Below are 25,753 nucleotides of genomic sequence, written 5' to 3' on the forward strand. Positions count from 1 at the left end.
TGTTCCGGCCCTCCGGGCCCCTCGATGTGATCAGGCTGCGAGGCGTGTCCCTGTCGCCTCGGTACGGATCGCTCCTGGCCCGGCCCCTCGCGGCCGGCACGCTGGTGTGGCTGCTCGTGGCCCCCGTGCCGGCGGCCGCCGACGCGTGCGCGTACGCCTCGACCGGTCCCGACGGTTCCAGCGTCTCGATCGTGTCGGCGGGGCCGGGGCCCTGCTTCCCGAGCCATCCGCCGCACCCGACGCACCCGCCCCACCCCACGCACCCGCCCCATCCCGACAAGCCGCCGAAACCGACGCCGAAGCCGACCCCGAGGCCGACGCCGAAGCCGCGTCCGCCCGCGCCCGAGCCGCCGCCCACGACGCGGCCCGCTCCCCCGCCGGAGCCGGTGCCCGTACCGCCCCGGCCCGCCGCGCCGCGTCCCGCGCCACCCGTACCCGAGACGCCGCCGCCGGCGCCCCCTTCACCGGCCCCCGCACCCTCCCTGCGCCCCCGGCCACCGGCCCCGGTCGCCCTGCCGCACTACCGGCGCGCGGCCCGGGTGAAGCCCAAAGGCACCGCCAACGTGCTCACCACGACCCTGCTCATCATCGCCCCCGCAGTGCTCGCGACCGCGATCCTGCGCTCCCGTTCCCGCTGATCTCCTCCGGAGAGTGCACACGTGTCCGAATGGCTTGTTCTGACCATCGCGATGGCCGCCGCGTGCGCCGTCGTGCTCACCATCGTCGTCATCAACCACCGGCGGATCCCCGAGGACGACGACCCCAGCGAGACCCCCGACGTCATCGAGTACATGACGATGATGATCGGCGTGGTGTACGCCATCGTCCTCGGCCTCGCCATCGCCGGCGTCTGGGAGGCCCGCAGCGCGGCCCAGGACACCGTGCGCCAGGAGGCGCAGGCGCTGCACGAGATCTCCGCGCGGGCCGAGGTGTATCCCCAGGCCGTACGGGACCGGATCCGGGCCGACGTCGACGCCTATGTGGCGTACGTCGTCCAGGACGAGTTCCCGTACATGGCGGAGCACGGCGAGCTGAACGACCGGGGCACCGAGCTCATGGAGAAGGTCCGCCGCAGCGTGACGGACTACCAGCCGGCCAACGACTTCGAGGGCCAGGCCTACCAGCCGCTCGTGGACCAGGTGGCGGTGGCCGACGACGCCCGTGGGGCGCGCGGGCAGAACGCCGGCGAGACGATGCCGGGGGTGGTGTGGTTCGGCCTCATCATCGGCGCCCTGGTGACGGTGGGCCTGATCTTCACGCTCCAGATCCGGCGCACCGGAAGGGAACTGCTGCTCGCCGGACTGTTCAGCGCGCTCATCGCCTTCCTGCTGTTCCTGATCTGGGACTTCGACGCCCCGTTCGGGCGGGGCATCTCGGCGACCGCCGCGCCGTTCACCGATCTGTTCCCGCAGCTCACGGAGTGATGGGAGGGCCGATTGTGGGCCGTGTGGGGGACCTGGGTGCCCCATTCGCCCGTCTGGGATCGCGGCTGTGGTAGAGCGCTCCTAGCGTTTCGGTCATCGAGGTGCATTCCCTCCCCTTCGCGGATATCCCTTCCGCGGCTGCCCCTCGGGACCCGGAGGACTCACACACATGCGCGCGATACGTGCCGCTTCCACCGCTCTGCTGGGGGCGGCCTCCCTCGCCCTGGCCGCTCCCCTCGCCGTCGCCGTCGACGGCGCCCCGGCGCCGCATCCCCAGGCGGCCCGGGCGAAGGCCCCGGGCGATTTCGTCGTCTCTCCCGCCGTCGTCGCACCGGGGGGCCGGGTCACCCTGAGCGCCCCCGGATGCGCGAGCACGGCGACGGCCTCGGCCGGCATCTTCGACACCGTGACGATCGCCCCGGGCTCCGCCGCCACCGCCACGGTGGACTTCGACGCCAAGCCGGGTGCCGTCTACACGGTCTCCTTCAACTGCACGGGCGGCGTGCAGGGGACCGTCGACCTCACCATCAGGGGTCTGCCGACCCCGACCCCGACCCCCACCCCCACGGCGAGTTCGACGCTGCTCCCGCCCCCGCGCGGGGTGCAGGGCGGCCTCGGCGGCTCGATCGGTTCCCCGGGCGCCTGGACGATCGCGGCCGGCGGCACCATGGTGCTCGCGGCTGCGGGCGGCGCCGTTTTCGTCATCCGCCGCAGGTCGGCCGCCGGCCGGCGGCACTGACGGCGACGACGGTGCCCCGAACCGCACCGCCGCCCGCCACGACAGACCGGCAGCACACGCCCGTCGCCCCCGAATCCTGAGGAGGACTCGGGGGCGACGGGCGTTGCGGGCCGACCGGGAGGTTCGGCCGGTCAGACCCCCGCGCCGGACATGCGGCGCCGGCGGGCGATGAACAGGCCACCGCCCAGCGCCGTGGCGGCGACGAGGCTGCCGCCCACCGCCATCTCGGTGGCGCTCGGGGCGAGCGAGCCGCCCAGACCGCCGGTCGTGCCCTGGCCGGCCAGCACACGGAACCGCTGGTTGACCACCCGGCTGGGGCTCGTGCAGTTGACGGTCAGGACGTGCTCGCCGGGCGTGGCGTGGTTGTGGATGCGGGCGACGGCGCTGGAGACCCCGCCGAAGGGCGCGGAAAGGGTGACCGTCGGGAAGGCGGCGGACGAGACGGTGCCCGCGGCGCAGCCCTTGACGGTGATCGTGAGAGTCGACCCCTGGTGGACCGCGGACGGGATGACGTTGACGTGGATGCCGTCACCTCCCCGCTGCACCGCGGAGGAACCGACGGTGACACTGCTGGGCCCGTGGGTGGCGGTGGCGAGGGGGGCCGCGAGCCCGAGCGCCGCGAACGCGGTCGCCGTCACCGCCAGAGTGCGTGCAGCACGCATGGTTGAACCTCCAGTGGAAGACGCCCCAAAGCGGTGCTCCGGGAGATTCGACGAGTACGCCTTCCATGACGAACCATCACAAGTGCGGACTCCTTGCGCATTTCGGCGCTGGGCCAGCCCGGTGAGGCCCGATGTCGGCCGAACGGGGTGGGAATCTGAGGGAGCTGCAGGTCACACAGCGTCAGGACGATGATCTGACGAATACTCGGATGGCTCATCGCCGATTCACCCGGTCCGCGACCCCGCGCAGCCGTTCCGCGGGCGGCGCCACCCGTTCGCCCCGCTCCGATCGCCGGTTCGCGCCACCGCCCTTACCGTTCCACGTGACGCCAGCAAGGGAGAACCATGAGCCCCAAGGACTTCAGCCTCTTCGAAGCCGCCAGGAGACGCCAACCCTGGGGCGCCCTGGCCCTCGTCATGCTCTCCGGCCTGGCCATAATGCGCAACGGGGTCGGCTTCGAGGCCGGTCCGCCCCAGCCCGCGGCGGCGGCCCGTCCGGTCGCCCGCCCGGTCGGCCCGGCTCCGACCGCCGCCGGCCTGCAGGACCTCCCCTTCGCCCCGGCCTCGCGGATCCGGATCCCGGCGATCCGGGTGGCCGCGCCGATCATGGACGTGGGCCTGGACCACAACGGCTGGATCGCCGCCCCGCCGCCCCAGGACGCCAATCTCGCCGGCTGGTACCAGAACGGCATCGCACCGGGCCAGCGCGGCACCGCGGTCGTGGTGGGCCACGTCGACAACACGGCGGGCCCGGCGGTCTTCTACGGTCTCGGCTCCCTGCAGAAGGGTCAGCACATCGAGGTGGACCGCTACGACGGCCGGGTGGCCGTCTTCGAGATCTACGGGGTCGAGGTCTACGCGAAGGACGACTTCCCGGGCGTACAGGTCTACGGCGACACCGGCCAGCCCGAACTCCGGGTGATCACCTGCGGCGGCGGCTACTCACGCGCCCACGGCTACGACGGCAACGTGGTCGTCTACGCCCGGATGGTCGGCTCCCGCTAGAGCACAGCCGCAAGAAAGGAGGAAGGGCCCCGGCGTCGGGGCCCTTCCCCATCGGTGCTCAGCGGCGCGGGACGGTGATGCTGTAGCCCGCGTCGAGGAGTTCGGGCAGATAGCGCCGGAGGGCGGCGACGGTGTGGGAGCGGTTGCCGCCGGCGTCGTGGTTGAGGACCACCACGCCGGGTCCCGCTCCGTCGAGGACACGGCGGACGATGCTGCTCGCGGGCGGCTCCTGCCAGTCGAGGGTGTCGACGGTCCAGGCCAGCGGCTCCATGCCGAGTTCGGCGCCGATCTCGAACGAGTGCCGGTTCCACGCCCCGTAGGGCGCCCGGTACCACAGCGGCGGGGTGCCGAGGGCCTGTTCGATGACGTCGCTGGTGGAGCCGAGCTCCTGGCGGATGCGGGAGGGCCGCAGCTTGGGGACGAGGGGGTGGGACCAGGAGTGGTTGCCGACCACGTGCCCGTCCTCGGCCATCTGCTTGAGCAGGTCCTGCCGGCCGACCGCCATCTCCCCGCAGACGAAGAACATCGCCCGGCAGCCGTGACGGCGCAGGGTGGCCAGGATGTCCGGGGTGTAGCGGGGGTCGGGGCCGTCGTCGAAGGTGAGCACCATCGAGCGTCCGACGCCGGTCAGATGGAGGAACGGCCGGGTGCGGACCGGGGGGATCGCCTTGCGGAAGGCGGGCGGCGCGTAGCCGGTCATCGGCTGGAGCCGGTACGCGGAGGGCCTCAGCCTGGCGGCCTGTGCCTGGGGTCCCGCCGCCGCGCCGGGTGGGGTCCCGGCGGCTGGACCGGCCGGGGGCGTGGCGCCGGGACCGGCGGCGGGCGTGCCGTCGGGGCCGGTCATGCGGTCGGTGGCGAAGACCCCGACGGCGGTGGTGGCGCCGAGGGCGGCGGCGAGGCGCAGCAGCGACCGTCGCCCTGTCGTCGTCTCATCCTTTTTCATGACCAATGGTGCGAACGGAGGACGGTGCGGCCCGCGCAGCGACACCGGCCGTCCGCCGGAATGCACCTGATGAGCCGATAGGGCGCGCTACTCCCCCATGACGAGACCGTCAGCGGCGGCGCCCCGGCCCTCGACGACCTCGCGGATGGTGTCGCGGATCTCGGTGTAGTGGCTCTCGCCCTGCTTGATGGCGGTGTTGAGGTTCACCACGCGTCCGCGTCCGGTGTCGAAGTACTGGGGGACGAACTCCGCCTTGGCCACCTCCCACCGGCCGCCGGGTGCGGTGGGCGGGGCGAAGGTGAAGCGGGCCAGGGTGCCCTGGTTGCCGCGGCGGTCGTAGGAACCCGCGTAGTTGATCATGTCGCCGGCGATCTGGTCGCCCATGCCGTAGACGACCCAGGTGCCGTTGACCTTCTCGTACGCCTGCGGGACGTGGGCGTGGGTGCCGAGGACGAGGTCGATGTCGGGGCGGCCGCCGGTGTGCGAGGCGGTGAGGGCCCGGCCGAGGGTGAGCTGGCGCTCGTCGGGGGCGGTCTGCCACTCGGTGCCCCAGTGGACGGAGACGACCACCACGTCGGCGCCGGCCTTGCGGGCGGCCCGCGCGTCGGCGACGATCCTCTGCTCGTCGATGAGGTTGACGGCCCACGGCTGCCCCTCGGGCAGCGGATAGCCGTTGGTGCCGTAGGTGTAGGCCAGCTGGGCCACGGTCGCGCCGCCCGCCTTGAGCAGGGTGGGCCGGGCCGCCTCCTCGGCGGTGCGGGCGGAGCCGGCATGCCGGACGCCGGCCTGGTCGAGGGCGTCGAGGGTGCGGCCCAGTCCCGCGGCGCCGTCGTCCAGGGTGTGGTTGGAGGCGGTGGAGCAGGAGTCGTAGCCGGTCTCCTTGAGCGCCCGGGCGATCTCGGGCGGCGACTTGAAGGCGGGGTAACCGGTGTAGGGGCCGCCGGGCTTGCCATAGACGGTCTCCATGTGGCAGATCGCCAGGTCGGCGCCGGAGACGACCGGCCGGACCCCGGAGAGCATGGGCCGGAAGTCGTAGCCCGTGCCGCCGCCGTCGGCGGCGGCCTGGCGGATGATCGAGGCGTGCGGGAGGACGTCTCCGGAGGCGATGAGGGTGAAGGGGGCCGGCGCGGACGCTCCCCCGGGCGCGGCGGGGCGGTGCGGCGCCTTGCTCGGGGCCGCCGGGGCCGGGGCCGTACGGTCCGCGGCGGCGCAGCCGGTGGCCGCGGCGAGCAGGACGGCGGCGAGGGCCGCCGCGCCGGATCTGGTGCGTGGGGTCATCTGCCGAACTCCGCTGATTCATGGGATGAACATCTGTTCCCCCGAATTCACAGCGGACGAAGGCCGCAGTCAAGGGTCAATGCCGCAGACATCCACAAACCCCGCTGAATCGGACGCAAGGATTCCGGCCACCGGCGCCCTGACCGCTCGCCGTACCGTTCACCGCTCGATGCGACCGTTCGTCGCAGAGATCCGCCCGTTCCCTGTCCACCGGCGCCCGAATGCGTTCGTATACGGCGTCATGACAACGGCAGCGACGGCACCGAGGCCGACGGAGACCACCGACGAGCGGACCCTGAAGGCACTCCAGCGCGAGCACGGCAAGGCCCTGCTCGCCTTCCTCCTCGGCCTCACCCACGGCGACCGGCAGCGCGCCGAGGACCTGGCGCAGGAGACCCTGGTCAGGGCCTGGCTGCACCCGGAGGCCTTCGACTCCTCGTACGAGTCGATGCGGCCCTGGCTGTTCACCGTGGCCCGGCGGCTCGCCATCGACGCCCGCCGCGCCCGGCTCTCCCGGCCCACCGAGATCGGCGACGGGATGCTCGCGGTCACCGCCGCCCCGGCCGACACCACCGAGTCACGCGACGCGGCGCTCGACGTCCGGGCCGCGGTCCGGGGCCTCAGCCCGGAGCACCGCGCGGTCCTGGTCCGGCTCTACTTCCACGGCCTGACCGTCAACGAGGCCGCCGCCGACCTCGGCATCCCGGCCGGCACCGTCAAGTCCCGCTCCCACTACGCGCTGCGCCAGCTCGGCCACCGGCTCCCCGGCTACCGGCCACCGCGCCGCACGGCCGTTGCCCGGCACACCGCCGCCACCCCACAATGACCGTCGTGACGCTGACTCTCGCCGCCGCCGAAAAGGTCCTCTCCGACAACTTCGCCCCCTGGGTGCTCGACCTGGGGCTCTCCGTGGACTCCGTCGACGGCCAGGAGGCCGTCCTCAGGCTCCCCTGGTCCGACCGACTCGCACGGGAGGGCGGCGGGCTCTCCGGTCAGGCGCTGATGGCCGCGGCCGACACGGCGACGGTGATCGCGGTGGCCGCCGCCCGCGGCGGCTTCGTCCCGATGACCACGGTCCAGCAGTCGATCAGCTTCCAGCGCGCGGTGGTCGGCGCCGACGTCCTGGTGCGGGCGCGGCTCACCAAGGCGGGGAAGCGGATGGCCTTCGCGGACATCACGATGACGGCCGAGGGCTCGGAGGAGACCGCCGCCCACGCCACGGCGGTGTACGCGCTCCTGGGCTGACCCGGCCACGCGCCACCCGGGCCGGAACCGCCCCGCGCGCCCCTGGGCTTCACCGTCGTCACACGGCTCCCACCTGCATCGATGCACGGGCAGCCCGTGTCCGAATCCACCCGGGCGAGTTGAGCGAATGCGCCCCGCGCACGCCCTTCTCGGAGGAGGCTCGTCACCGGGGTCTCGTCCAGGACACGTCCGGGAGAAGGTGGAAGCGGTGCTGCCCGAAAGCACGAACGGCGCCGGCGGAGGCGGGCTCGCCGTCCCCATGGACTGGCTGTGCGCCGAGTACGTCGCCGACGATGTGATGCGGACGAGCGGGCTCGCCGGGCCCGGTTCGCTGGAGTTCCGGGCCGGGACGCAGACCCTGGCCCTCACGATCCTGCTCTCCGGCGCCGGGACCGGCGCCTGGCTGCGGCGGACCGCCCACGACCACCCCTGGTCCGCCTGGGTGACCACCCGGCTCGACGAGGCGGCGGACGGACCCGATCTCGCCCTGGCCCGGAACACCTGGCTGCGGCTGCGGGCGACCGAGCTGCGGGCCGCGGACCTGGCCGGGCTCACCGGGCTCGGCGGCGTCGACGAGGAGCGGCAGGTGTGGCTGCCCGCCTGGCAGGTCGGTGTGGCCCTGAGCCATCTCGCGCTGCACCTGTGCTGACGGGCCGACGGCGGGCTGACGAGCCGGCGGTGAGCTGACGGGCCGGCGGTGGGCCGCCTCGCTCAGCCGGTCGGGTGCACGCCGGGGCGGTACTTGGGGATCCGTACCGTCACCTTCATGCCCGCGCCGATCCCGGTCTCGATGACGAGGCCGTGCTCCGGCCCGTACACCTGACGCAGCCGTTCGTCGACGTTGGACAGTCCGAGGCCGGAGGACGGGGGCCGTTCGCCGCGCAGGATCGCGCGGAGCGCCTCGGGATCCATGCCCACCCCGTCGTCCTCGATGGTGACGACGGCCTCGGCGCCCGCGTCACGGGCCGCGATCACCACCCGGCAGCCGCCGGCGGAATCCTCCAGGCCGTGCTTGACCGCGTTCTCCACCAGCGGCTGGAGACAGAGGAACGGCAGGGTCACCGGCAGCACCTCGGGGGCGATCCGCAGGGTCACCGTGAGCCGGTCGCCGAACCGGGCCCCGGCCAGCGCGAGATACTGCTCGATGGCCCGCAGTTCGTCGGCGAGCTGGGCGAAGTCACCGTGGCGGCGGAACGAGTAGCGGGTGAAGTCGGCGAACTCCAGGAGCAGTTCGCGGGCCCGCTCGGGGTCGGTGCGGACGAACGAGGCGATCGCGGCGAGCGAGTTGAAGATGAAGTGCGGGGAGATCTGGGCGCGCAGGGCACGGATCTCGGCCTCGACGATCCGGGTGCGGGAGCGGTCCAGCTCCGCGAGCTCCAGCTGGACCGAGACCCAGCGGGCCACCTCCGTCGCCGCCCGCACCAGCACGGCCGACTCCCGTGCCCCGTACGCGACGAGGGCGCCGAGCACCCCGTCCTCGCCGGTCAGCGGGGCGACCACCGCCCAGCGCAGCGGGCACTCGGCGTCGGCGCGGTCTCCGTCGCACCCGGTGTGGGCGGACCGGCTGCGCCCCGAGGCGAGGGTCTCGGCGACGAGCTCCATGACCCGGTCGCGGTGGTGCGCCTCGCCGGGTCCGTCCCAGGCGAGGACCGTGCTCCGGTCGGTGAGGCACAGTGCCTCGGTGCCGAGCAGGGACCGCAGCCGGCCCGCGGCCTTCCGCGCGGTGTCCTCGGTGAGCCCGGCGCGCAGCGGGGGTGCGGCGAGCGAGGCGGTGTGCAGGGTGTGGAAGGTGGCCCTCTCGACAGGGGTGCCGAGGTCGAGGTCGGCGGAGCGGCGGCCCCGGCGGGCGGCGAGGCGGCCGAGGACGAACCCGGCGGCGAGCAGCACCGCCCCGACGGCGCCGGCGGCGGCCAGCTCGATGCCGGTCATCGTTCACCGCCCGTGGGGAGGGCCTTGCCGCTGATCTCCTCGGGCAGGTGCAGCCGGGCCAGGATCGCCGGCGTTCCGGCCGGGATGCTGCGGGGGGTGGCGAGGGACACGAGGATCATGGTGAGGAAGCCGAGCGGCACCGACCAGACGGCCGGCCAGGCCATCAGGGTGTGCGGCCAGCCCTGCGGCGGCAGCCCGGCCCGGGTCGCCATGACGGCGGCCAGTGCCGAGCCGCCGCCCAGCAGGAGTCCGGCGACGGCGCCGGGCGGGGTGAGCCGCCGCCACCAGATGCCGAGGACGAGCAGCGGGCAGAACGAGGACGCGGACACGGCGAAGGCCAGGCCGACGGCGTCGGCGACCGGCACCTTCGACGCGACGATCCCGGCGCTCAGCGGGACGGCGGTGGCGAGCAGGCTCGCGAGCCGGAAGTCGAGCCGGAAGTGCCGGGCGCCCCGGGAGGGCAGCACGTCCTGGGCGAGGACGCCGGCGACGGACATGGTCAGGCCCGAGGCTGTCGACAGGAAGGCCGCGAAGGCGCCGCCCGCGAGGAGCGCCCCCAGCAGGTCGCCGGGGAGACCGCCGAGCATCCGCTCCGGCAGGACGAGCACGGCGGCGTCGGCGGCCCCGGTCAGGGCGAGTTCGGGGGCGTAGATCCGGCCGAGCGCGCCGTAGAGCGGAGGCAGCAGGTAGAACACGCCGACCAGGCCGAGCACCACGAGCGTGGTGCGGCGGGCCGCCCGGCCGTGCGGGCTGGTGTAGAAGCGGACGGCGACGTGCGGCAGGCCCATGGTGCCGAGGAAGGTGGCGAGGATCAGCCCGTAGGTCGCGTACAGCTGGTGGCCGTCGCGGCCGCCGGCGAGCGGCTGGGACCAGCCGAGCGGGTCGGAGCCGGTGGCGGACCTCTCGGGGACGGGCGCGCCGGCGGGGAAGGCGAGTTCGGTGCCGCCCTCGACGCGGTGGGTGCCCGGGGCGAGGGTGACATCGGCGTGCTCGTACGCCCGGCCGTCGACGCGTCCGGTGAGGTTGAGCGTCAGCGGTGCGTCGACCTCGATCCGTACCGTCTCGGCGACCCGGACGGCGGTGTGGTCCCGGAAGGCGGCGGGGGCGTCGAAGCGGGCGCGCGGGGCGCCGTCCCCGTACCAGGCGGCGACGAGGAAGAGGGCCGGGACGAGGAGGGCGGTGAGCTTGAGCCAGTACTGGAAGGCCTGGACGAAGGTGATGCTGCGCATGCCGCCGGCGGCGACGATGCCGGTGACGACGAGGGCGACGAGGAGTCCGCCGACCCAGTCGGGGGCGCCGGTGAGGATCTCCAGGGTGAGCCCGGCGCCCTGGAGCTGGGGCAGCAGGTAGAGCCAGCCGATGCCGACGACGAAGAGGCTGGCGACGCGGCGGGCGGGCGGGGACGCGAGCCGGGCCTCGGCGAAGTCGGAGAGCGTGTACGCGCCGGAGCGGCGCAGCGGGGCGGCGACGAGGAGCAGCAGGACGAGGTAGCCGGCGGTGTAGCCGACCGGGTACCAGAGCATGTCGGGGCCCTGGACGAGGACGAGCCCGGCGATGCCGAGGAAGGACGCGGCGGAGAGGTACTCGCCGCTGATGGCGGCCGCGTTGAGGCGGGGGCCGACGGTGCGGGAGGCCACGTAGAAGTCGGAGGTGGTGCGGGAGATCCGCAGGCCGAGTCCGCCGATGAGGACGGTGGCGAGGACGACGGCGGTGACGGCCGCGACGGCGTGGGTCTGGTTCATCGGGCCGTGCCCCTGGTGCGGCCGGTCACCGTTCGACGAGGCCGGTGAAGTCGCGTTCGTTCCGTTCGGCGCGGCGCACGTACCAGTGGGCGACGGCCCAGACGACCGGGTGCACGCCGACGCCGAGCACGCCCCAGACGACGGCCTCGGGGGCGGGCAGGGCGAGCAGCAGCGGCAGGGAGCCGACGAGCAGGGCGAGGGCGCCGAGGCCGGTGAGGGCGGCCCGCAGCTGGCTGCGCATCAGGGAGCGGACGTAGGTGTGGCCGAGGGTGGTCTGCTCGCTGATCTCGGAGCGGGCGGGCGCGTGATGGGGCCGCGGCCGGGGCAGGGGGCCGCCGCCCAGGGCCGTCGCGTACGTGACGGTCTCGCGCCGCGGTCGGCGCTGGGGGTCCTCGGACATGGGCGTCCGCTCTCTCACGGTCCGGTGGGCCCGTGGAGTGTACGTGGAAGGGGCGCGGGCCCGGTAGGGGCCGCCGGTCACCCGCCGGCGCGGCGGAGCAGCAGGTCGCGCAGCTGGCGGGCGTGGCGCCGGGACACGGCGAGTTCGGCGTGTCCGACCCGGACGGTGGTCGCGCCGCCGTCGAGGCGGAGTTCGTCGATGCGGGCCAGGGCGACGAGGTGGCTGCGGTGGATGCGGACGAAGCCGCGGGCGGCCCAGCGTTCCTCGAGGGTGGAGAGCGGGATGCGGACGAGGTGGCTGCCGTGGTCGGTGTGCAGGCGGGCGTAGTCGCCGTGCGCCTCCACGTACGCGATGTCGTCGACGGACACGAAGCGGGTGACGCCGCCGAGCTCGACCGGGATCTGCTCGGCGGGCGCGGGCGCGGGGTGGACGGTGGCGGCGTGGGCCTGCGCGTGGACCAGGTCGTGGGCGCGGCGCACGGCCTCGGCGAGGCGTTCGCGGCGGACGGGCTTGAGCACGTAGTCGACGGCCTCCAGGTCGAAGGCCTGGACGGCGAAGCCCTCGTGGGCGGTGACGAACACGATCAGCGGCGGCCGGGCGAAGCCTCCGAGCAGGCGGGCCAGGTCGAGGCCGCCGAGTCCGGGCATGTGGATGTCCAGGAAGACGACGTCGACGCCCTCGTCGCCGTCGGGGCCGGCCTCCAGGGCGCGGCCGATCCGGCGCAGCGCCTCGGTGGCGTCCCCGGCGCCCTCGGCGCTGCGCACCCGTGGGTCGGCCCGCAGCAGGTAGAGCAGTTCCCCGAGGGCCGGCGCCTCGTCGTCGACGGCCAGTACGCGCAGCATGCGCGGGAGTCTATGCGCGGGGGTCTATTTCAGCAGCTTGGAAAGACGGCGGTCGGCGAGCGGCTTGCCGCCGGTCTGGCAGGTGGGGCAGTACTGGAGGGAGGAGTCGCTGAAGGAGACCTCGCGGATGGTGTCGCCGCACACCGGGCAGGGTTCGCCGGTGCGGCCGTGGACCCTGAGGCCGCTCTTCTTCTCGGCCTTGAGCCGGCCGGCGGCGAGGCCGTGGGAGCGTTCGACGGCGTCGGTGAGGGTGGTGCGCAGCGCCGTGTAGAGGGCGGCGGTCTCCTCCTCGGTGAGGTTCTGCGTCGGTTTGAACGGGGACATCTTCGCGGCGTGCAGGATCTCGTCGCTGTAGGCGTTGCCGATGCCGGCGATGAGGCTCTGGTCGCGCAGGGCGCCCTTGATCTGGCGCCGTTCGCCGGCGAGCAGGGCGGTGAAGGCGGCGAGGTCGAAGTCCTCGGCGAGCGGGTCGGGACCGAGCCGGGCCACGCCGGGCACCTCGGCGGGGTCCCGGACGAGGTGGACGGCGAGGCGTTTGGTGGTGCCGGCCTCGGTGAGGTCGAAGCCGTCGCCGCCGGTGAGCGCGACCCGCAGCGCCAGCGGGCCCTTGCCGGGCCGCGGCGGCCCGGAGGGCAGCACGTCCTTCCAGTGCAGCCACCCGGCCCGGGCGAGGTGCACCAGCAGACGCAGTCCGCCCGCCTCGATGTCGAGGAACTTCCCGTGCCGGGCGACCCCGTCGACCCGCGTCCCGTCGAGGGCGCTCAGCGGAGGGTCGTACGTCTTGAGCACGCTGATCGCGACGGGCAGCACGTGGGCGATCTCCTTGCCCACGAGGTGCTCGTCCAGAAACGCGCGGAGTGCTTCGACCTCGGGCAGCTCGGGCATGCCAACAGCCTGCCGCACGGACGGGGCGTGCGCGCGGCGGAGGACGGACCGGCGCGCCGGGCCGGCGGGCGCGCCGCGGAGGGTGGGGCAGGGGGGGAGCCGGGCCGGCGGGCGCGCAGCGCCGGAAGCGCGGGTGCGCGGCGGCTGCCGGACGGCGACGCTCCAGGCCGGCCGGGCCGGCCGCTGGGCGGGCAGCCCTCGATGCCCGGCGGGCCACCCGAAGACGACGACCGGACGGCGGCCCCCGGGCCCGGGAGGCCACGGCGAGCGTGGCTGCCCCGACAGCCGGGCAGGACCGGCGCCGGGGCGGCGTTCGAACGGCGCCGGATCCACCGGCTTCCCCCACCGGCGGGTCCAGCCGCCGGGCGGAAGCATGCCGGGCGGCCGTTACGGGCTGGGCAGGTCCAGCGGTTCACCGGCTGGGGTCCGCGCCACCGGCGGGGTCCCGCCCGGCAGGGCTCGGCGTTCAGGATCCCGGGGGCTCCGTCGTGAACTCGCACCAGACGCATTTGCCGCTGCCGCGGGGCTCCACGCCCCATACGTCGGAGATGCGGTCCACGAGCAGCAGGCCGCGGCCCGAGACGCCCGACTCGCCGGCTTCGCGGCGGCGGGGGAGGGCGCTGGAGCGGTCCTCGACCTCGACGCGGAGGCGGCGGTCGGGGCCGCCGAGCATGCGGAGGGTCACGATGGCGCCGCCGTCGGTGTGCATCAGGGCGTTGGTGGTCAGTTCGTCGGCGACCAGCTCGATCTCGTCGGAGCGGCTGCCCGCGCCCCACGCCCGGACGGCGGCCCGGATCATGTGGCGGGCGGAGCGGAGCGCCTCGGGGTCGTTCTGGCCCACGTGCTGCTGGAGGCGGCCGCCGGACTGCGGCGGGTGGGCGCCCTCGCGGCGCAGCAGCAGGACGGCCACGTCGTCCTCGCCGCCGCGTTCGTCGACGACCTCACAGAGGTGGTCGGCGAGCTGGGCGAGGTCCCGCGGGCCGCGTTTGACCAGCGAGGACAGCCACTGGAGGCCCTCGTCGAGGTCGGCGCCCGGCTTCTCGACCAGTCCGTCGGTGTACAGGATGAGCGTGTGCCCGGGGTCGAGCTCGACGGTGGTGACCGGGTAGTCGAGACGGCCGAACTCGGCGGAGAGGCCGAGCGGGAGGCCGCCCTCCACGGGGATCCGGTGCGCGGTGCCGTCGGGGTCCTGGACGAGCGGGTCGACGTGGCCGGCGCGGACGATCTGGACGAGTCCGGTGGCGGGGTCGGCCTCCGCGTAGGTGCAGGTCGCGAAGCGCTCGGTGTCGAGCTCGTGGAGGAAGACGGAGGCGCGGGCCATGACCGTGGCGGGAGTGTGGCCCTCGGCCGCGTAGGCGCGCAGCACGATCCGCAGCTGGCCCATGACGGCGGAGGCGTGGGTGTCGTGGCCCTGGACGTCCCCGATGACGGCGCCGACGCGGCCCCCGGGGAGCGGGATGATGTCGTACCAGTCGCCGCCGATGTCGCGGCCGAGCCGGGCGGAGCGGTAGCGGACCGCTATCTGGGTGCCGGGCACGTCGGGGATGCGGCGGGGCAGCATCGCCTGCTGCAGGCCCTCGGCGAGGTCGTGCTCCTGCTCGTACAGCATGGCGCGCTGGAGGCTCTGGGCGATGGAGCTGCCGAGGGCGACGAGCAGGTTGCGTTCGTCGGCGCTGAAGCCGGTCCGGTCGCTGTAGAGCAGGCCGAGGGCGCCTATGGGGCGCGCCTGGGCGATCAGTGGGAGGTAGACGGCGGAGGTGATGCCGAGTCCGCTGATGTGGGGCCACAGGATCGGGTAGGAGGCGGCGAAGTCCTCCGGGGACTCGATGAAGCGGGGGCGCAGGGTGCGGATGACCTCGCTCATCGGGTACGGCTCGTCCACCCGGGTGAAGCGGGTGCCGGGGACGAACGCGCCGTCGGGGCCTTCGGCGACGAGGTGGATGCGCCCGGCCTCCAGGAGGCCCATGACGAGGCTGGCGGCGCCGAAGTGCTCCAGCCCCTGGGAGTCGTTGAGCAGGTCGATGATGTCCTGGACGGTGCGGGCGTGGGCGAGGGCGGCGGTCATGCCCTCGACGACGCTGGTGCGCTGCCGGCGGCCCTCGTCGAGGCCGAGGCGTGCGGCGGACTCGGTGAGCTCCTCGGAGGCGTCGCGGACGACACCGACGATGCGGACGGGACGGCCCTCCTCGTCGCGCCGTACGAGGCCCTGGGTGTGCGTCCAGCGCTGGACGCCGGCGCGGGTGCGGATGCGGAAGTAGGCGCCGTAGCGTTCGCTGCCGTCCTTGAGCGCCTGGGCTACCAGGGCGTCGAGGCGGCGGCCCTCGTCGGACAGGACGCGCGAGCCGAGGGTCGCGGGGTCGCCGTCGTACTCGCCGGGTGCCATGTCGAAGACGTTCAGGGCGCCCTCGTCCATGATCATCCGGCCGGTGACCAGGTCCCAGTCGAAGCTGCCCATCCGGAATTCCCGGCCGAACTCATGGAGGAAGCAGCAGGCCGGTTCGTCCGTCCCCGCCGCGCAACGGCACCGCTCGGCCGCCTCCCCGCCCCCTCTGCCCGCGTTCATGGGGGCCACGCTAGGCGCAGCCCCGCCGCCACGCACGGCGAAGATCGGCAACAGCTTGGCAACAACGCGTCCACGGCGCCTCCTTCAGCCCTCGAAGGTCTCGGGCTGCTGCGGCGCGGTCTCGTCCGGGAACAGCTCCTCGAAGGAGGGCGGCGGCTCCTGCGGCGGCTGGTCCTGGGGCCCGTCGGGCGGCACGGGCGCGTCGGGGACGTCCGGCATCACCGGTTCGTCGGGGACCGGTGCGGTGCCGCCGTCCTCCGGTGCGTCGGGGAGGGGCAGGCCGGGGGACTCGGGCACCGAGGGCTCCGTGGGGTCGGAGGGGGCCGTCGGGTCCGTGGGCGTGGTGGGGGTGGTCGGCGTGGTGGGGGGCTGTGGGGCGGGGGCGTCCGGCAGCGGCGCGGGCGGGGCGGCGACGAGGTCGCAGGAGGCGGGGGCGCAGGGCGGCAGGACGTCCGGCCGGCGGTCCTGGTCGCCGTCGGTGCCGGTCTTCCGCTCGATCCAGGTGTTGTCGGGGTTGTTCGCGATCACCAGGCGGGTGACGACGGTGGTGGTCGGGGTGATGGCGACGACCCGGTCGGGGCGGTAGCCCCGCCAGGGTTTCCCGGCGTGCGCGGCGCCCTGGGCGGGGGCCGGGGAGCGCAGCGGGTTGCCGCAGGCGCAGCGGACCCGGGGAGTCCCGTACGGGTCGACGAGGACGGCCGTACCGGCCTGGAGGACGGACTGGAAGGCGGTCGGTCCGCCGTCGCGGAAGCCGTGGTTGGTGACCCTGGTGTCGGCGCGCAGCAGGACCGGGGTGAGGCCGCGCAGCCAGCCGGCGATGTTGCTCTCGGGGATGCCGGCGGCCTCGGCGAAGGCGCGGGCCCGGCCCTGGTCGGCGGTGAGGAAGGCGATCTGCTGCTCGACGTCGCAGCTGGCGACGGAGCGGGTGCCGCCGTAGAGGCCGGGAGTGGCGCCGGTGAGCGCGCGGCCGGCGGGTGCCGGGTCGCCGACGCCGGTGGCGGGCGGCGCGCCCGGGTTCGCGGGGGCGCCCTCCCGTGTGGTGGAGGGGGTGAAGGGGGCGGGGCCCTGCGACGCGGCCGGCTGGAGCAGCACCTCGCGGACGGCGGCCGCGGCGGCGGTCTGCTGCGCGCCCGGTTCCCCGGGCTGGCCGGAGGAGCAGCCGGCGAGCAGCAGGGCCGAGGCCAGCGCGGTGATCGCGCCGGCAGCGGACCGCGAGGGCCATCGTCGGAATGCGTCGCGCACCTGGGTCTCCCGCCTGTTTCGCCCCGAGTCGTTCCTTCATGTCTGCCGCAGGGCGGTGGGGCTCGCAATCGGGGCGCGTCCATCCGGTTCGGCCCGTCGTCGCCCGGACAGCGACCCCACCCTTGAACGCGTTCAAGGAAGGCTCTAGGCTCACCCCCGAAAGGGTTGAACGTGTTCAACAGAGGTTCGACAGGGGGGCGTGTCATGTCCGTGCTCGTCGGAACGATCGTCATGCTGGGGATGCTGGTCGTGGTCCCCGCCGGGCTCCGGCTCGTCGACGGCCCCCAGCCGGCCGGCCTGCGGCTCCTCGGCCGCGCCTGGCCGCTGCTCGCCCTCCCCGGCGCGGTCTCCCTCTGGCTCCCCCGCTCCCCGCTCGCCGCCGTCCTGGCCGGGTGCTACGCCCTCGCCACCCTGGCCCTCGCACTGCACGCCCCCGCCCGCCTCGCGCTCACCAGATCCCTGGCTCCGGCGGAGGTGGCGGTGCTCACCGCCCTCGCCACACCGGCCGTCGCGGGCGTCGCCCTGGTCGCCGAACGCGCCGGGCACGAGCTGTTCGGCTTCGCGCTCGACATCCTCGCCCTGACCGTGCCCCACTTCCACTTCGCGGGCTTCGCCGCCGCCCTGGTCGCGGGCCTCGTCTGCCGTACGGCCGAAGGCCCCGCGACCCGGTTCGCGGCGCTCAGCGTCCCGCTCGGCACCCTGCTCGTCCTGCTCGGCTACTTCGTCGACGACTGGGCCGAACTGGCCGGGGCCCTCGTCCTCACCGCCGGCATGTGGGCCGTCGGCCTCACCACCTGGCGCGAACTTCGTCCCGCCGCGCCCGACCCGGTCACCCGCGCCCTGCTCGGGGTCTCGGCGGCCGTCCTGGTCGCCACCATGCTCCTCGCCCTCAGCTGGGCCGTCGGCGAGGCCACCGGGCTTCCGCACCCGAGCCTCGCGTGGATGGCCGCCACCCACGGCCTGGGCAACGCGATCGGCTTCGCGCTCTGCTCGCTGCTCGCCTGGCACCGCCTGCGGGCCCGGCCCCGGCCCCGTACCGCCGTCGCGTCCGCCACTCCCGTCACGACTCCCGACACCGCCCACCGAACGGAGCTCCCGGCATGACCCGTCTCGTCCGCAGCCTCTCGGACACCCTCGGCACCCGCCCGGCCGCCGGGCCGAACTACCCCGAGGTCGGCGCCACCCGCACTGGCCCGCTGCCCGCCGGATACCACCACCTCCACCACACCGTCCGGGTCGGCCACGGCCGGGAGGCCTACGCGGCCGCCGGCGCCGCCGTCACCACCTGGGCGATGCACCGCGCGACCGGCGCCCGGGTGGACAGCACGGCCGGGCGCGCCGAACCGGGCGTCACCCTGGAGGTCTCGATGGGCCTCGGCCGGCTCCGGTTCACCGCCCCCTGCCAGGTGATATGGACGGCGTACACGGACAGCGTCACCGGCTTCGCCTACGGAACCCGGGCCGGCCACCCCGAACGCGGCGAGGAGTCCTTCGTCGTCGACCTGCACGAGGACGGCACGGTCTGGTTCACGGTCACCGCGTTCAGCCGCGCCGCCGCCTGGTACACCCGGCTCGGCGGACCGGTCGTCCGCGCCCTCCAGCACGCCTACGCCCGCCGCCTGGGCCGCTCCCTGGCCGCCCTCGTCGCGGAGCACGGGACGCGGGGCCGATGAGACTCGGGCCACGCGACTCGGGCGAGGGGACTCGGGCCGACGCGGCTCGCGCCGATGAGAGTTACGCTCCTTCTGTACTCCCGCGTACTCCTTGAAGGAGGCGGCCATGAGCCAGTACGACGAGTACACCAGCCCCTCGCAGGCCGAGGGCGAGCGCCTCGACGAGGACATGGACGCGCAGCAGAAGGCGCACATCCATCCCATGGTGACCCGCACGACCCCGTCCCAGGCGGAGGGTGAGCGCACGGCGACGGACGACGAGAAGCGCTGACGCCCCGCGCCGGACGCGGACGCCATGGAGTGGTTCACCGCCCCTGACCACTGGCTGAGCCGGATCGTCTTCCAGCGGGGACTCGCCGGACTGTACCTGGTCGCGTTCGTCTCGGCCGCGCTCCAGTTCCGGGCCCTGATCGGCGAGCGCGGCATGCTGCCGGTGCCGGACTTCGTGCGTGCCGTCCCGGCGCGGCGCGCCCCCAGCCTGTTCCAGTGGCGGTATTCCGACCGGCTCTTCGCGACGGTCGCGTGGAGCGGCGCCGCCCTCGCCCTGGCGCTGGTGGCGGGCGCGGGCGACGCGGTGCCGCTGCCCGTGTCGATGCTGCTGTGGCTGCTGATCTGGGCGATGTACCTGTCGATCGTGAACGTGGGGCAGACCTGGTACTCCTTCGGCTGGGAGTCGCTGCTCCTGGAGACCGGTTTCCTCGCCGTCCTGCTCGGCAACGACGACACCGGCCCGCCCGTCCTCGTCCTGTTCCTGCTGCGCTGGCTGCTGTTCCGGGTGGAGTTCGGCGCCGGGCTCATCAAGATCCGCGGCGACCGCTGCTGGCGGGACCTGACCTGCCTCCACCACCATCACGAGACCCAGCCGATGCCCGGCCCGCTGAGCTGGTTCTTCCACCGTCTGCCCGGCCCGCTGCACAAGGCCGAGTGCGCCGCCAACCACGTCGTCCAGCTCGGCGTGCCCGTGCTGCTCTTCGCCCCGCAGCCGGTGGCCACGGCCGCGGCGGGCCTGATGATCGTGACCCAGCTCTGGCTGGTCGTCTCCGGCAACTTCGCCTGGCTGAACTGGCTGACCATCGTGCTCGCGCTCTCGGCCGTCGACGGCTCGCTCCTCGTGGGCGACCATCCGCAGCCCGAGGCGCCGCTCTGGTACGTGGTCGTGGTGTGCGCCGCCACCGCCCTGATCCTCTTCCGCAGCTGGCAGCCGGCCCGCAACCTGCTCTCCCGGCGGCAGGCGATGAACCGCTCGTACGACCCGCTGCACCTGGTCAACACCTACGGCGCCTTCGGCACGGTCGGCCGGGTGCGGGACGAGATCGTGATCGAGGGCACGGACGACCCGGATCCGCGCCCGGGCACCGAGTGGAAGGAGTACGGCTTCAAGGGCAAGCCGGGCGACCCGCGACGGCTGCCGCGCCAGTTCGCCCCGTACCATCTGCGGCTCGACTGGCTGATGTGGTTCGCGGCGCTCTCCCCCGCCTACGCCCGCGACTGGTTCGGCCCGTTCGTCGAGCGGCTGCTCGCCGGGGACCGCGACACCCTGCGGCTGCTGCGGCACAACCCGTTCCCGGACGCGCCGCCGACCCACGTACGGGCACGGCTCTACCGCTACCGGTTCACCACCTGGCGTGAGCTGCGGGCGACCGGGGCGTGGTGGCACCGCACGCTGCTGAGGGAGTACATGCCACCGGTCCGGCTGCGCGACTGACCGACGACCCGCCCCAGGGGTGTCCTGGCGGGATGCCGTCCCGCACACACCCGTGCCCCCGGCCGAGGAATCGGCCGGGGGCACGGGAGGGGCGGCAGCGAGACTCAGTCGATGCCGGGCAGGATGTGGGGCTCGGCGAGGTCGTCCTCGTAGCCGGCGAGCCGGATCGGGGCCGAACGGGCCCACACTTCGAGGCTGCCGAGTTCTCCGGACCGGCGCGGACGCTCGGTCGGTTCGGCCGGAGGCTGCTCCTGCTTGGTCAGTTCTGGGGTCACCGCGCACTCCTTTGTGTCGCGTACCAATGGGGGACGAAAGGCCGTTCGGTCGCGGTGGCGCCGTTCTGCGGGCGGGACCGCGGCCTTGGTCGGAAGGCCTGTCCCCTGGCCGGCCGTGAGGGTTCGGTGAAACCCCGGTGGCCGACCGTGGACATCAGACTAACCAGATGAGCGCGTCAGCGCTCTATGGGGCGCAAAAGTGTGACGCGATCGGGTGACGTTGGCCCGTTTGCCGAGCTCAGACGCCCGATCATCGATCATTTCGGGCGCCTTGTCAGCGGTCGGATCACCAGTTCCCGGGGGCGTAGTCCTTGAGGAACACGCCGTACAGGTCCTCGCCCTGCTCGCCGCGGACGATCGGGTCGTAGACCCGGGCCGCGCCGTCGACCAGGTCGAGCGGGGCGTGGAAGCCCTCCTCGGCGAGGCGCAGCTTGTCGAAGTGGGGGCGCTCGTCGGTGATCCAGCCCGTGTCGACGGAGGTCATGAGGATGCCGTCGGTCTGGAACATCTCCTGGGCGCTGGTCCGCGTCACCATGTTGATCGCGGCCTTGGCCGCGTTGGTGTTCGGGTGGCCGGCGCCCTTGTAGCCGCGGCCGAAGACGCCCTCCATCGCGGAGACGTTGACGACGTACGCGCGGCGGCTGGCCGCCTTCGCCGCGGCCTCGGCCATCGCCGGCCGCAGCTTGCTGATGAGGATGAACGGCGCCGTGTAGTTGCACAGCTGCGTCTCGAGCAGCTCCACCGGGGAGATCTGCTCGATGGTCTGCACCCAGGTGTTGGTCTCGACGACGTCCGGCACCAGGCCGCCCGCGTCGATGGCGGTGCCGTCGAGGTGCCGGGCGACACTGGCGTTGCCCGCGACCAGGGCCAGGTCGGCGACCGCCTGCGCGTCGAGGCCGCTGACGCCGGCCGGCAGTCCGGCCGGTCCGACGAGCTCGCCGACGGCGCCGGAGTTGAAGGCGCCGATGACGTGGTGGGAGGGCAGCTCGCCGGCGGGCAGCGGGGCGTTCTCGCCCTCGACCAGGGCGGCGTACGCGGTGGGCAGCCGGCGCACGGTCTGCGTCGCGTTGTTCACCAGGATGTCGAGCGGCCCGGCCTCGGCGACCTGGTCGGCGAGGGCCACGGCCTGGGCGGGGTCGCGCAGGTCGATGCCGACGACCTCCAGGCGGTGCATCCAGTCCGCGGAGTCCTCCATCGCCTTGAAACGGCGGATGGCGTCCTTGGGGAAGCGGGTGGTGATGGTGGTGTGCGCGCCGTCGCGGAGCAGCCGCAGCGCGATGTACATGCCGATCTTGGCGCGGCCGCCAGTGAGCAGGGCGCGCTTGCCGCTGAGGTCGGCGCGGGCGTCGCGCCGCATCCGGTTCTCGGCGGCGCACCCCTGGCAGAGCTGGTGGTAGAAGTAGTCGACCTCGACGTACCGCGTCTTGCAGACGTAGCAGGAGCGGGGGCGCTGGAGTATGCCGGCGATCCGGCCCTCCTCGGTGACGGACGAGGGCAGGAGGCCCTCGGTCTCGTCGTCGATGCGCTGGGCGGAGCCGGTCGCCGTGGCTTCGGTGACCGCCTTGTCGTGGGCGGTCTTCGCGGCCCGGCGCTCCTGGCGGCGGCGCTGCTTCACCGTCCGGTAGATGCCGGCGGTGGCGCGGCGGACGGCGATCGCGTCCGGGTGGTCGACCTCCAGCTTGTCGAGCTCGTCGAGCACGCTCAGGCAGACGGCCAGGCGCTCGGGGTCGATGCCCGGCCCGTGATCCTGGGTCTCTTCAGTCACCGTCATGGCCTTCGTCGTTCCTCGATCGCTCGCGCCTGCAGTACTTCTGAAAGCGCAACTTTACGGAGCGGGAGGCCGCCGCTCCAAACCCGTTCGGGGCGGGTGGTCGAACACACAGTCGCCGCACAGCCCTCCGGAGGGGCAGCGGTAGTAGAGACAGCAGCTGGCGCGGCGCAGCGCGGGGCCGCGGACGGTACGGGCCAGGTCGGGGTGGTCGAGGAGTCCCCGGACGAGCACGGTGGCCCGTTCGGCGGCCTCGGGGCGGTCGTGGGCCCGGGCCCAGCGGACGAGTTCGCGCAACGCGCCGGCGAGCGCGGAGCCGGCGTTGCCCCAGAGCAGGCGCGGGGAGATCCGGCCGTCGCGGGCGAAGGCCGCGTGCAGGGGCACGAGGTGGGCCTCCTGGACGGCGGCGCGCAGCTCCGCGACGGTGGCGGGGCGGGTCCCGGTGCCGGACCACCACAGGTCGTCGGGCGAGGTCAGGGCGCCGTCCCAGTGCAGGGTGCCGGGCGTCAGGTCGGGGAAGCGGCCGTGCAGGGCGGCGGGGCCGAGGGCGGTGGACCAGAGCCGGGCGGCCAGTCCGAGCTGGGCGACGGAGGCGCCGACCCGTCGCTCGGGGGCACCGAGGCGGGCGGCGACCCGGTCGACGCGCGCGGTCAGCGGGGCGTCACCACCGGCGTACAGCCGGGCGAGGGGTTGGTGGGCACCGCCGGTTTCGGGGGCCGTGGTGCGCAGGGCGAAGAAGCCGCCGATCGACGCGCTGTCGTCGAGATCCACCCCTGTGCCCCCTCCTTCTCTCATGGCCGGCGCTTCCCGGTCATGACGCGACCCAACCTACCGGCGGGCGTCTCTCGGGCCTTCGGCGTGCCGCTCCGCCGGGGCTTTTCCGTACTCTTCGTCGTCGGCGCCCCACTTCAGCCGTAACACCGGAAAAGCGGCATTCCACCCGTCCTGACCTGCGGGAGTGTACTTCCCAGGGCGTACGGGCCGCCGACGTACTGCGTCCGCGGTACGCGTGATCGCGTTCCCAGGTACGACGACGTGAACGCCCGGAAGAGAGATCGTGGAGGTATGAGCCCCCTCCTGCTGTCCGTCCTGCTCTCGCTGGTCTCCGCGGTCGCCTACGCGGCCGCGGCGATCGTGCAGGAACGGGTCGCGGCCTCGGCCGCCGGTCCGCGCTACGCACCGCTGCGCCGCCCGGCGTGGTGGGGCGCCGTCCTCCTCAACGGGCTCGGCGCGGCCCTGCACGTGGCGGCGCTCGCGTACGGGCCGCTCAGCCTGGTGCAGCCGCTGGGCGCCCTCACGATCGTGTTCGCCCTGCCGATGGCGGCGCTGCTGGTGGGCCGCCGGGCCGGCCGCACGGCCTGGCGGGGCGCGGTCATGACGACCGTCGGTCTGGCCGGACTGCTCAGTCTGACGGGCGGCGACGGGGTGCGGTCCCTGTCCGACGGCGAGCGGCACCTGGTGGCGCTGGCCACCGTCGGCGCGGTGGCGCTGCTGTTCGTGTTCGCCCATCTGGTGCGGCGTGCGGTGCTGCGCAGCGTGGTCCTCGCCGCGGCGGCCGGGGTGTCCTTCGGCATCGCCTCGGTCTTCACGAAGACGGTGGCGGAGGAGTGGACGGCGAGCGCCCCGCTGGCCGAGTGGACCGGTGTGCTGGTCCTGTCGGCGTTCGCGATCACGGGGCTGCTGCTGTCCCAGGCCTCGTACCGCGGCGCGGGTCTCGCCGCGCCGCTGGCCACCGTCACCGTCGTGAACCCGGTGATCGCGGCGGTGGTGGGCCTGACCCTGTTCGGCGAGTCGTTCCGCTACGGGGCGGCCGGCACGGTGGCCGCGCTGATCTGCGGCACGGTGGCGGCGGGCGGCCTGGTGCGGCTCACCGTCGACCGGCTCACGGGCGACGGGCGCATGGGCGACGGGCTCACAGCGGACCCGGCGGCGGCCGACCGGCCGGCTGTCGACCGACCGGCTGCCGACCGGCGGACACCCCCCGGGAGCACGCCGTCGGGTGATGCGCCGTCGGGGTCAGATCGACACGCCACGGGCCCGGAGGTAGGCGATCGGGTCGATGTCGGACCCGTACCCGGCACCCGTGCGCACCTCGAAGTGGAGATGCGGCCCCGAACTGTTGCCGGTCGATCCTGACCGGCCGATCCGCTGCCCGGCGTTGACCCGCTGCCCCTCGCGGACGGCCAGGGCGGAGAGGTGCGCGTACTGGCTGTAGCGCCCGTCCTGATGGCGGATGACGACCTGGTACCCGTAGGCACCGCCCCATCCGGCGGAGACGATCCGTCCGTTGGCCACGGCCCGTACGGAGGTGCCGGTGGGGACGGGGAAGTCGACGCCCGTGTGGTAGCCGCTGGACCAGGAGGAGCCCTGGACGCGGTAGTGGGTGCCGATGTCGGCGTCGGCGACGGGCGAGGCGAAGCGGGGGGCGGGAGGCTTCGGCGCGGGCCTGGTGACGGGCTTGGCAGCCGGCTTGGTGACGGGCTTCGCGGCCGGTCGGGCCGCGGGCTTGGCGGAGGGCTTGGTGACCGGCCTCGGCGCGGGGCGGGGGACCGGCTGCGCGGCCGGGCGGGTGGGCGTCGGCCGGGCGGTCGGGGTGCCGGGCGCCGGCTTCGCCGCCGGGGGCTTCGGGGTCGCCGTGGTGGGCGGCTTCGCCGTCGTCTTCGGCTTGGCGGGCTGCTTCGGCTGGGTCTTCGGCTTCTGCTGCGGCTGTGACTGCGGCTTCGGGGGCGTCGCGACGGGGGCGGCCATCCGCAGGGTGAGGCGCTGGCCGGGGTGGATCAGGTCGGGGTCGTCGCCGACCACCGTGCGGTTCGCCTCGTACAACCGGTTCCAGCCGCCCCGTACGTGCTGCTCGCGGGCGATCTTCGACAGCGAGTCGCCGGGGGTGACCGTGTACATCTCGCGGACGGTCGGCACGGTGGTGGGGCTCGCGGACGCGGTCCGCTGGGCGGGTAACGCGACGTTCGTCAGCGGACGCGTGCGCTCCGTCTGCGGGGCGATGTCCGGGGCTTCGCCACCGCGCTCGAGGCCGGCGCGTGGGGCGCAGCCCGGCCAGGCACCGGGCCCCTGGCCCTTGAGGACGCGCTCGGCGACGGCGATCTGCTGGTCCTTGGAGGCGAGATCGGCGCGCGGCGCGAAGTGCGTGCCGCCGTACCGCTCCCAGGTGCTCTGGCTGAACTGCAGACCGCCGAAGTAGCCGTTGCCGGTGTTGATCTGCCAGTTGGAGGAGGACTCGCAGGACGCGAGCTTCTCCCAGACGTCGAGTGAGGCGGCCTGCGCCGTGCCCGCGCCGACGAGCGGCAGGGCGATGCCGGCGCCGCCGACGGTGAGCGAAGCACGGTTGATCCGGCTCGGCTGGTACCGGCGGTGCTTCCCGCGTGTCCCGCGTACGGCCATGGGCCCCCCTTGAACGCATCGGCAGTCGCCCACGGTA

At 74.2% G+C, this 25,753-nt stretch carries 26 protein-coding genes; 12 read left to right on the top strand and 14 right to left on the bottom strand.

What is annotated here, in order from left to right; translation table 11 throughout:
- Positions 1-44 precede the first annotated feature (44 nt).
- The 3 genes from ACFY7C_RS03635 (at position 45) to ACFY7C_RS03645 (ending at position 2,163) form a co-directional block, all read left to right on the top strand.
- A complete protein-coding gene (locus tag ACFY7C_RS03635) occupies positions 45-638 on the top strand; it encodes a hypothetical protein (protein ID WP_389643129.1) in 594 nt (197 codons plus the stop codon).
- A gap of 21 nt (positions 639-659) precedes the next feature.
- Entirely contained in the window at positions 660-1,424 is a 765-nt protein-coding gene (locus ACFY7C_RS03640; protein WP_389643132.1) for a hypothetical protein, read from the top strand.
- A gap of 169 nt (positions 1,425-1,593) precedes the next feature.
- Positions 1,594-2,163, top strand: coding sequence for a hypothetical protein (locus ACFY7C_RS03645; protein WP_389643135.1), 570 nt, complete (start codon positions 1,594-1,596; stop codon positions 2,161-2,163).
- Positions 2,164-2,294: 131 nt separating this feature from the next.
- On the opposite strand, the gene ACFY7C_RS03650 is transcribed toward ACFY7C_RS03645, so the two are convergent.
- Positions 2,295-2,825 carry a hypothetical protein gene (locus ACFY7C_RS03650; protein ID WP_389643138.1) on the bottom strand — a complete coding sequence of 177 codons (531 nt, stop codon included), beginning with the start codon at positions 2,823-2,825 and terminating at the stop codon, positions 2,295-2,297.
- 345 nt (positions 2,826-3,170) lie between these two features.
- Here ACFY7C_RS03650 and ACFY7C_RS03655 point away from each other — a divergent pair, with 345 nt between their 5' ends.
- Entirely contained in the window at positions 3,171-3,830 is a 660-nt protein-coding gene (locus ACFY7C_RS03655; RefSeq protein ID WP_389643140.1) for a class F sortase, read from the top strand.
- 58 nt (positions 3,831-3,888) lie between these two features.
- On the opposite strand, the gene ACFY7C_RS03660 is transcribed toward ACFY7C_RS03655, so the two are convergent.
- Together ACFY7C_RS03660 and ACFY7C_RS03665 are read right to left on the bottom strand one after the other, a co-directional pair.
- Positions 3,889-4,773 carry a polysaccharide deacetylase family protein gene (locus ACFY7C_RS03660; RefSeq protein WP_389643143.1) on the bottom strand — a complete coding sequence of 295 codons (885 nt, stop codon included), beginning with the start codon at positions 4,771-4,773 and terminating at the stop codon, positions 3,889-3,891.
- 87 nt (positions 4,774-4,860) lie between these two features.
- Positions 4,861-6,051 carry a CapA family protein gene (locus ACFY7C_RS03665; RefSeq protein WP_389643146.1) on the bottom strand — a complete coding sequence of 397 codons (1,191 nt, stop codon included), beginning with the start codon at positions 6,049-6,051 and terminating at the stop codon, positions 4,861-4,863.
- Positions 6,052-6,292: 241 nt separating this feature from the next.
- Between ACFY7C_RS03665 and ACFY7C_RS03670 the strand changes: the two genes are divergently transcribed.
- The 3 genes from ACFY7C_RS03670 to ACFY7C_RS03680 all read left to right on the top strand — a co-directional run bounded on the left by ACFY7C_RS03670 (position 6,293) and on the right by ACFY7C_RS03680 (position 7,945).
- Positions 6,293-6,877 (top strand): sigma-70 family RNA polymerase sigma factor, encoded by a 585-nt coding sequence (locus ACFY7C_RS03670; RefSeq protein ID WP_389643149.1) that lies wholly within the window; start codon positions 6,293-6,295, stop codon positions 6,875-6,877.
- Between the two features lie 5 nt (positions 6,878-6,882).
- Complete coding sequence (locus tag ACFY7C_RS03675; protein WP_389643152.1) at positions 6,883-7,296, top strand: PaaI family thioesterase; 414 nt, start codon at positions 6,883-6,885, stop codon at positions 7,294-7,296.
- A 208-nt stretch (positions 7,297-7,504) separates the two neighbouring features.
- Entirely contained in the window at positions 7,505-7,945 is a 441-nt protein-coding gene (locus tag ACFY7C_RS03680) for a hypothetical protein (protein WP_389643154.1), read from the top strand.
- A gap of 62 nt (positions 7,946-8,007) precedes the next feature.
- On the opposite strand, the gene ACFY7C_RS03685 is transcribed toward ACFY7C_RS03680, so the two are convergent.
- The 7 genes from ACFY7C_RS03685 to ACFY7C_RS03715 all read right to left on the bottom strand — a co-directional run bounded on the left by ACFY7C_RS03685 (position 8,008) and on the right by ACFY7C_RS03715 (position 16,899).
- Complete coding sequence (locus ACFY7C_RS03685; RefSeq protein ID WP_389643157.1) at positions 8,008-9,225, bottom strand: sensor histidine kinase; 1,218 nt, start codon at positions 9,223-9,225, stop codon at positions 8,008-8,010.
- A complete protein-coding gene (locus ACFY7C_RS03690; RefSeq protein ID WP_389643159.1) occupies positions 9,222-10,967 on the bottom strand; it encodes a cation acetate symporter in 1,746 nt (581 codons plus the stop codon). Before ACFY7C_RS03690 ends, ACFY7C_RS03685 begins: the two co-directional genes overlap by 4 nt.
- A 25-nt stretch (positions 10,968-10,992) precedes the next feature.
- Positions 10,993-11,367, bottom strand: a complete 375-nt coding sequence (locus ACFY7C_RS03695) for a hypothetical protein (protein ID WP_389643162.1) — start codon at positions 11,365-11,367, stop codon at positions 10,993-10,995.
- 77 nt (positions 11,368-11,444) lie between these two features.
- Entirely contained in the window at positions 11,445-12,209 is a 765-nt protein-coding gene (locus ACFY7C_RS03700) for a LytR/AlgR family response regulator transcription factor (RefSeq protein WP_389643165.1), read from the bottom strand.
- A 24-nt stretch (positions 12,210-12,233) separates the two neighbouring features.
- Positions 12,234-13,094: an Fpg/Nei family DNA glycosylase gene (locus ACFY7C_RS03705; protein WP_389643169.1), complete on the bottom strand. Its 861-nt coding sequence runs from the start codon at positions 13,092-13,094 to the stop codon at positions 12,234-12,236.
- A 466-nt stretch (positions 13,095-13,560) separates the two neighbouring features.
- Positions 13,561-15,549 carry a SpoIIE family protein phosphatase gene (locus ACFY7C_RS03710; RefSeq protein ID WP_389645939.1) on the bottom strand — a complete coding sequence of 663 codons (1,989 nt, stop codon included), beginning with the start codon at positions 15,547-15,549 and terminating at the stop codon, positions 13,561-13,563.
- Between the two features lie 192 nt (positions 15,550-15,741).
- The gene (locus ACFY7C_RS03715) at positions 15,742-16,899 is read right to left on the bottom strand and encodes a DUF6777 domain-containing protein (RefSeq protein WP_389643171.1); all 1,158 of its coding nucleotides are present in this window, start codon (positions 16,897-16,899) and stop codon (positions 15,742-15,744) included.
- A 204-nt stretch (positions 16,900-17,103) separates the two neighbouring features.
- Here ACFY7C_RS03715 and ACFY7C_RS03720 point away from each other — a divergent pair, with 204 nt between their 5' ends.
- From ACFY7C_RS03720 to ACFY7C_RS03735, 4 genes are all read left to right on the top strand, one after another.
- The gene (locus ACFY7C_RS03720) at positions 17,104-18,003 is read left to right on the top strand and encodes a YndJ family protein (RefSeq protein WP_389643173.1); all 900 of its coding nucleotides are present in this window, start codon (positions 17,104-17,106) and stop codon (positions 18,001-18,003) included.
- On the top strand, positions 18,000-18,572 hold the full coding sequence (locus ACFY7C_RS03725) for a DUF1990 family protein (protein ID WP_389643175.1): 573 nt from the start codon (positions 18,000-18,002) through the stop codon (positions 18,570-18,572). The genes ACFY7C_RS03720 and ACFY7C_RS03725 overlap by 4 nt, the downstream gene beginning before the upstream one ends.
- 106 nt (positions 18,573-18,678) lie before the next feature.
- Complete coding sequence (locus tag ACFY7C_RS03730) at positions 18,679-18,843, top strand: hypothetical protein (RefSeq protein WP_352079320.1); 165 nt, start codon at positions 18,679-18,681, stop codon at positions 18,841-18,843.
- Positions 18,844-18,867: 24 nt separating this feature from the next.
- Positions 18,868-20,277, top strand: coding sequence for a lipase maturation factor family protein (locus tag ACFY7C_RS03735; RefSeq protein ID WP_389643178.1), 1,410 nt, complete (start codon positions 18,868-18,870; stop codon positions 20,275-20,277).
- A 104-nt stretch (positions 20,278-20,381) separates the two neighbouring features.
- Here ACFY7C_RS03735 and ACFY7C_RS03740 read toward each other — a convergent pair whose 3' ends face one another.
- From ACFY7C_RS03740 to ACFY7C_RS03750, 3 genes are all read right to left on the bottom strand, one after another.
- On the bottom strand, positions 20,382-20,552 hold the full coding sequence (locus ACFY7C_RS03740) for a hypothetical protein (protein WP_356693713.1): 171 nt from the start codon (positions 20,550-20,552) through the stop codon (positions 20,382-20,384).
- A gap of 286 nt (positions 20,553-20,838) precedes the next feature.
- Positions 20,839-22,323, bottom strand: a complete 1,485-nt coding sequence (locus ACFY7C_RS03745) for an SDR family NAD(P)-dependent oxidoreductase (protein ID WP_389643180.1) — start codon at positions 22,321-22,323, stop codon at positions 20,839-20,841.
- A 54-nt stretch (positions 22,324-22,377) separates the two neighbouring features.
- A complete protein-coding gene (locus ACFY7C_RS03750; protein WP_389643183.1) occupies positions 22,378-23,091 on the bottom strand; it encodes an IucA/IucC family C-terminal-domain containing protein in 714 nt (237 codons plus the stop codon).
- 294 nt (positions 23,092-23,385) lie between these two features.
- On the opposite strand from ACFY7C_RS03750, the gene ACFY7C_RS03755 reads away from it, so the two are divergent.
- Positions 23,386-24,456 carry a DMT family transporter gene (locus ACFY7C_RS03755; RefSeq protein WP_389643186.1) on the top strand — a complete coding sequence of 357 codons (1,071 nt, stop codon included), beginning with the start codon at positions 23,386-23,388 and terminating at the stop codon, positions 24,454-24,456.
- On the opposite strand, the gene ACFY7C_RS03760 is transcribed toward ACFY7C_RS03755, so the two are convergent.
- Positions 24,337-25,716 (bottom strand): peptidoglycan DD-metalloendopeptidase family protein, encoded by a 1,380-nt coding sequence (locus tag ACFY7C_RS03760; RefSeq protein WP_389643188.1) that lies wholly within the window; start codon positions 25,714-25,716, stop codon positions 24,337-24,339. The genes ACFY7C_RS03755 and ACFY7C_RS03760 overlap by 120 nt on opposite strands.
- Between the last annotated feature and the right edge of the window lie 37 nt (positions 25,717-25,753).

The sequence above is a fragment of the Streptomyces sp. NPDC012769 genome, from assembly GCF_042901205.1.
In the GTDB taxonomy this organism is placed as follows: domain Bacteria; phylum Actinomycetota; class Actinomycetes; order Streptomycetales; family Streptomycetaceae; genus Streptomyces.

Bases quoted from the DNA above. Each gene is read 5' to 3' on its own strand.
- ACFY7C_RS03760 (WP_389643188.1), bottom strand. From the start codon at position 25,716: ATGGCCGTACGCGGGACACGCGGGAAGCACCGCCGGTACCAGCCGAGC.
- ACFY7C_RS03665 (WP_389643146.1), bottom strand. From the start codon at position 6,051: ATGACCCCACGCACCAGATCCGGCGCGGCGGCCCTCGCCGCCGTCCTG.
- ACFY7C_RS03725 (WP_389643175.1), top strand. From the start codon at position 18,000: ATGACCCGTCTCGTCCGCAGCCTCTCGGACACCCTCGGCACCCGCCCG.
- ACFY7C_RS03645 (WP_389643135.1), top strand. From the start codon at position 1,594: ATGCGCGCGATACGTGCCGCTTCCACCGCTCTGCTGGGGGCGGCCTCC.
- ACFY7C_RS03705 (WP_389643169.1), bottom strand. From the start codon at position 13,094: ATGCCCGAGCTGCCCGAGGTCGAAGCACTCCGCGCGTTTCTGGACGAG.
- ACFY7C_RS03730 (WP_352079320.1), top strand. From the start codon at position 18,679: ATGAGCCAGTACGACGAGTACACCAGCCCCTCGCAGGCCGAGGGCGAG.
- ACFY7C_RS03685 (WP_389643157.1), bottom strand. From the start codon at position 9,225: ATGACCGGCATCGAGCTGGCCGCCGCCGGCGCCGTCGGGGCGGTGCTG.
- ACFY7C_RS03755 (WP_389643186.1), top strand. From the start codon at position 23,386: ATGAGCCCCCTCCTGCTGTCCGTCCTGCTCTCGCTGGTCTCCGCGGTC.
- ACFY7C_RS03690 (WP_389643159.1), bottom strand. From the start codon at position 10,967: ATGAACCAGACCCACGCCGTCGCGGCCGTCACCGCCGTCGTCCTCGCC.
- ACFY7C_RS03650 (WP_389643138.1), bottom strand. From the start codon at position 2,825: ATGCGTGCTGCACGCACTCTGGCGGTGACGGCGACCGCGTTCGCGGCG.
- ACFY7C_RS03700 (WP_389643165.1), bottom strand. From the start codon at position 12,209: ATGCTGCGCGTACTGGCCGTCGACGACGAGGCGCCGGCCCTCGGGGAA.
- ACFY7C_RS03670 (WP_389643149.1), top strand. From the start codon at position 6,293: ATGACAACGGCAGCGACGGCACCGAGGCCGACGGAGACCACCGACGAG.
- ACFY7C_RS03745 (WP_389643180.1), bottom strand. From the start codon at position 22,323: ATGACGGTGACTGAAGAGACCCAGGATCACGGGCCGGGCATCGACCCC.
- ACFY7C_RS03710 (WP_389645939.1), bottom strand. From the start codon at position 15,549: ATGGGCAGCTTCGACTGGGACCTGGTCACCGGCCGGATGATCATGGAC.
- ACFY7C_RS03655 (WP_389643140.1), top strand. From the start codon at position 3,171: ATGAGCCCCAAGGACTTCAGCCTCTTCGAAGCCGCCAGGAGACGCCAA.
- ACFY7C_RS03695 (WP_389643162.1), bottom strand. From the start codon at position 11,367: ATGTCCGAGGACCCCCAGCGCCGACCGCGGCGCGAGACCGTCACGTAC.
- ACFY7C_RS03660 (WP_389643143.1), bottom strand. From the start codon at position 4,773: ATGAAAAAGGATGAGACGACGACAGGGCGACGGTCGCTGCTGCGCCTC.
- ACFY7C_RS03735 (WP_389643178.1), top strand. From the start codon at position 18,868: ATGGAGTGGTTCACCGCCCCTGACCACTGGCTGAGCCGGATCGTCTTC.
- ACFY7C_RS03720 (WP_389643173.1), top strand. From the start codon at position 17,104: ATGTCCGTGCTCGTCGGAACGATCGTCATGCTGGGGATGCTGGTCGTG.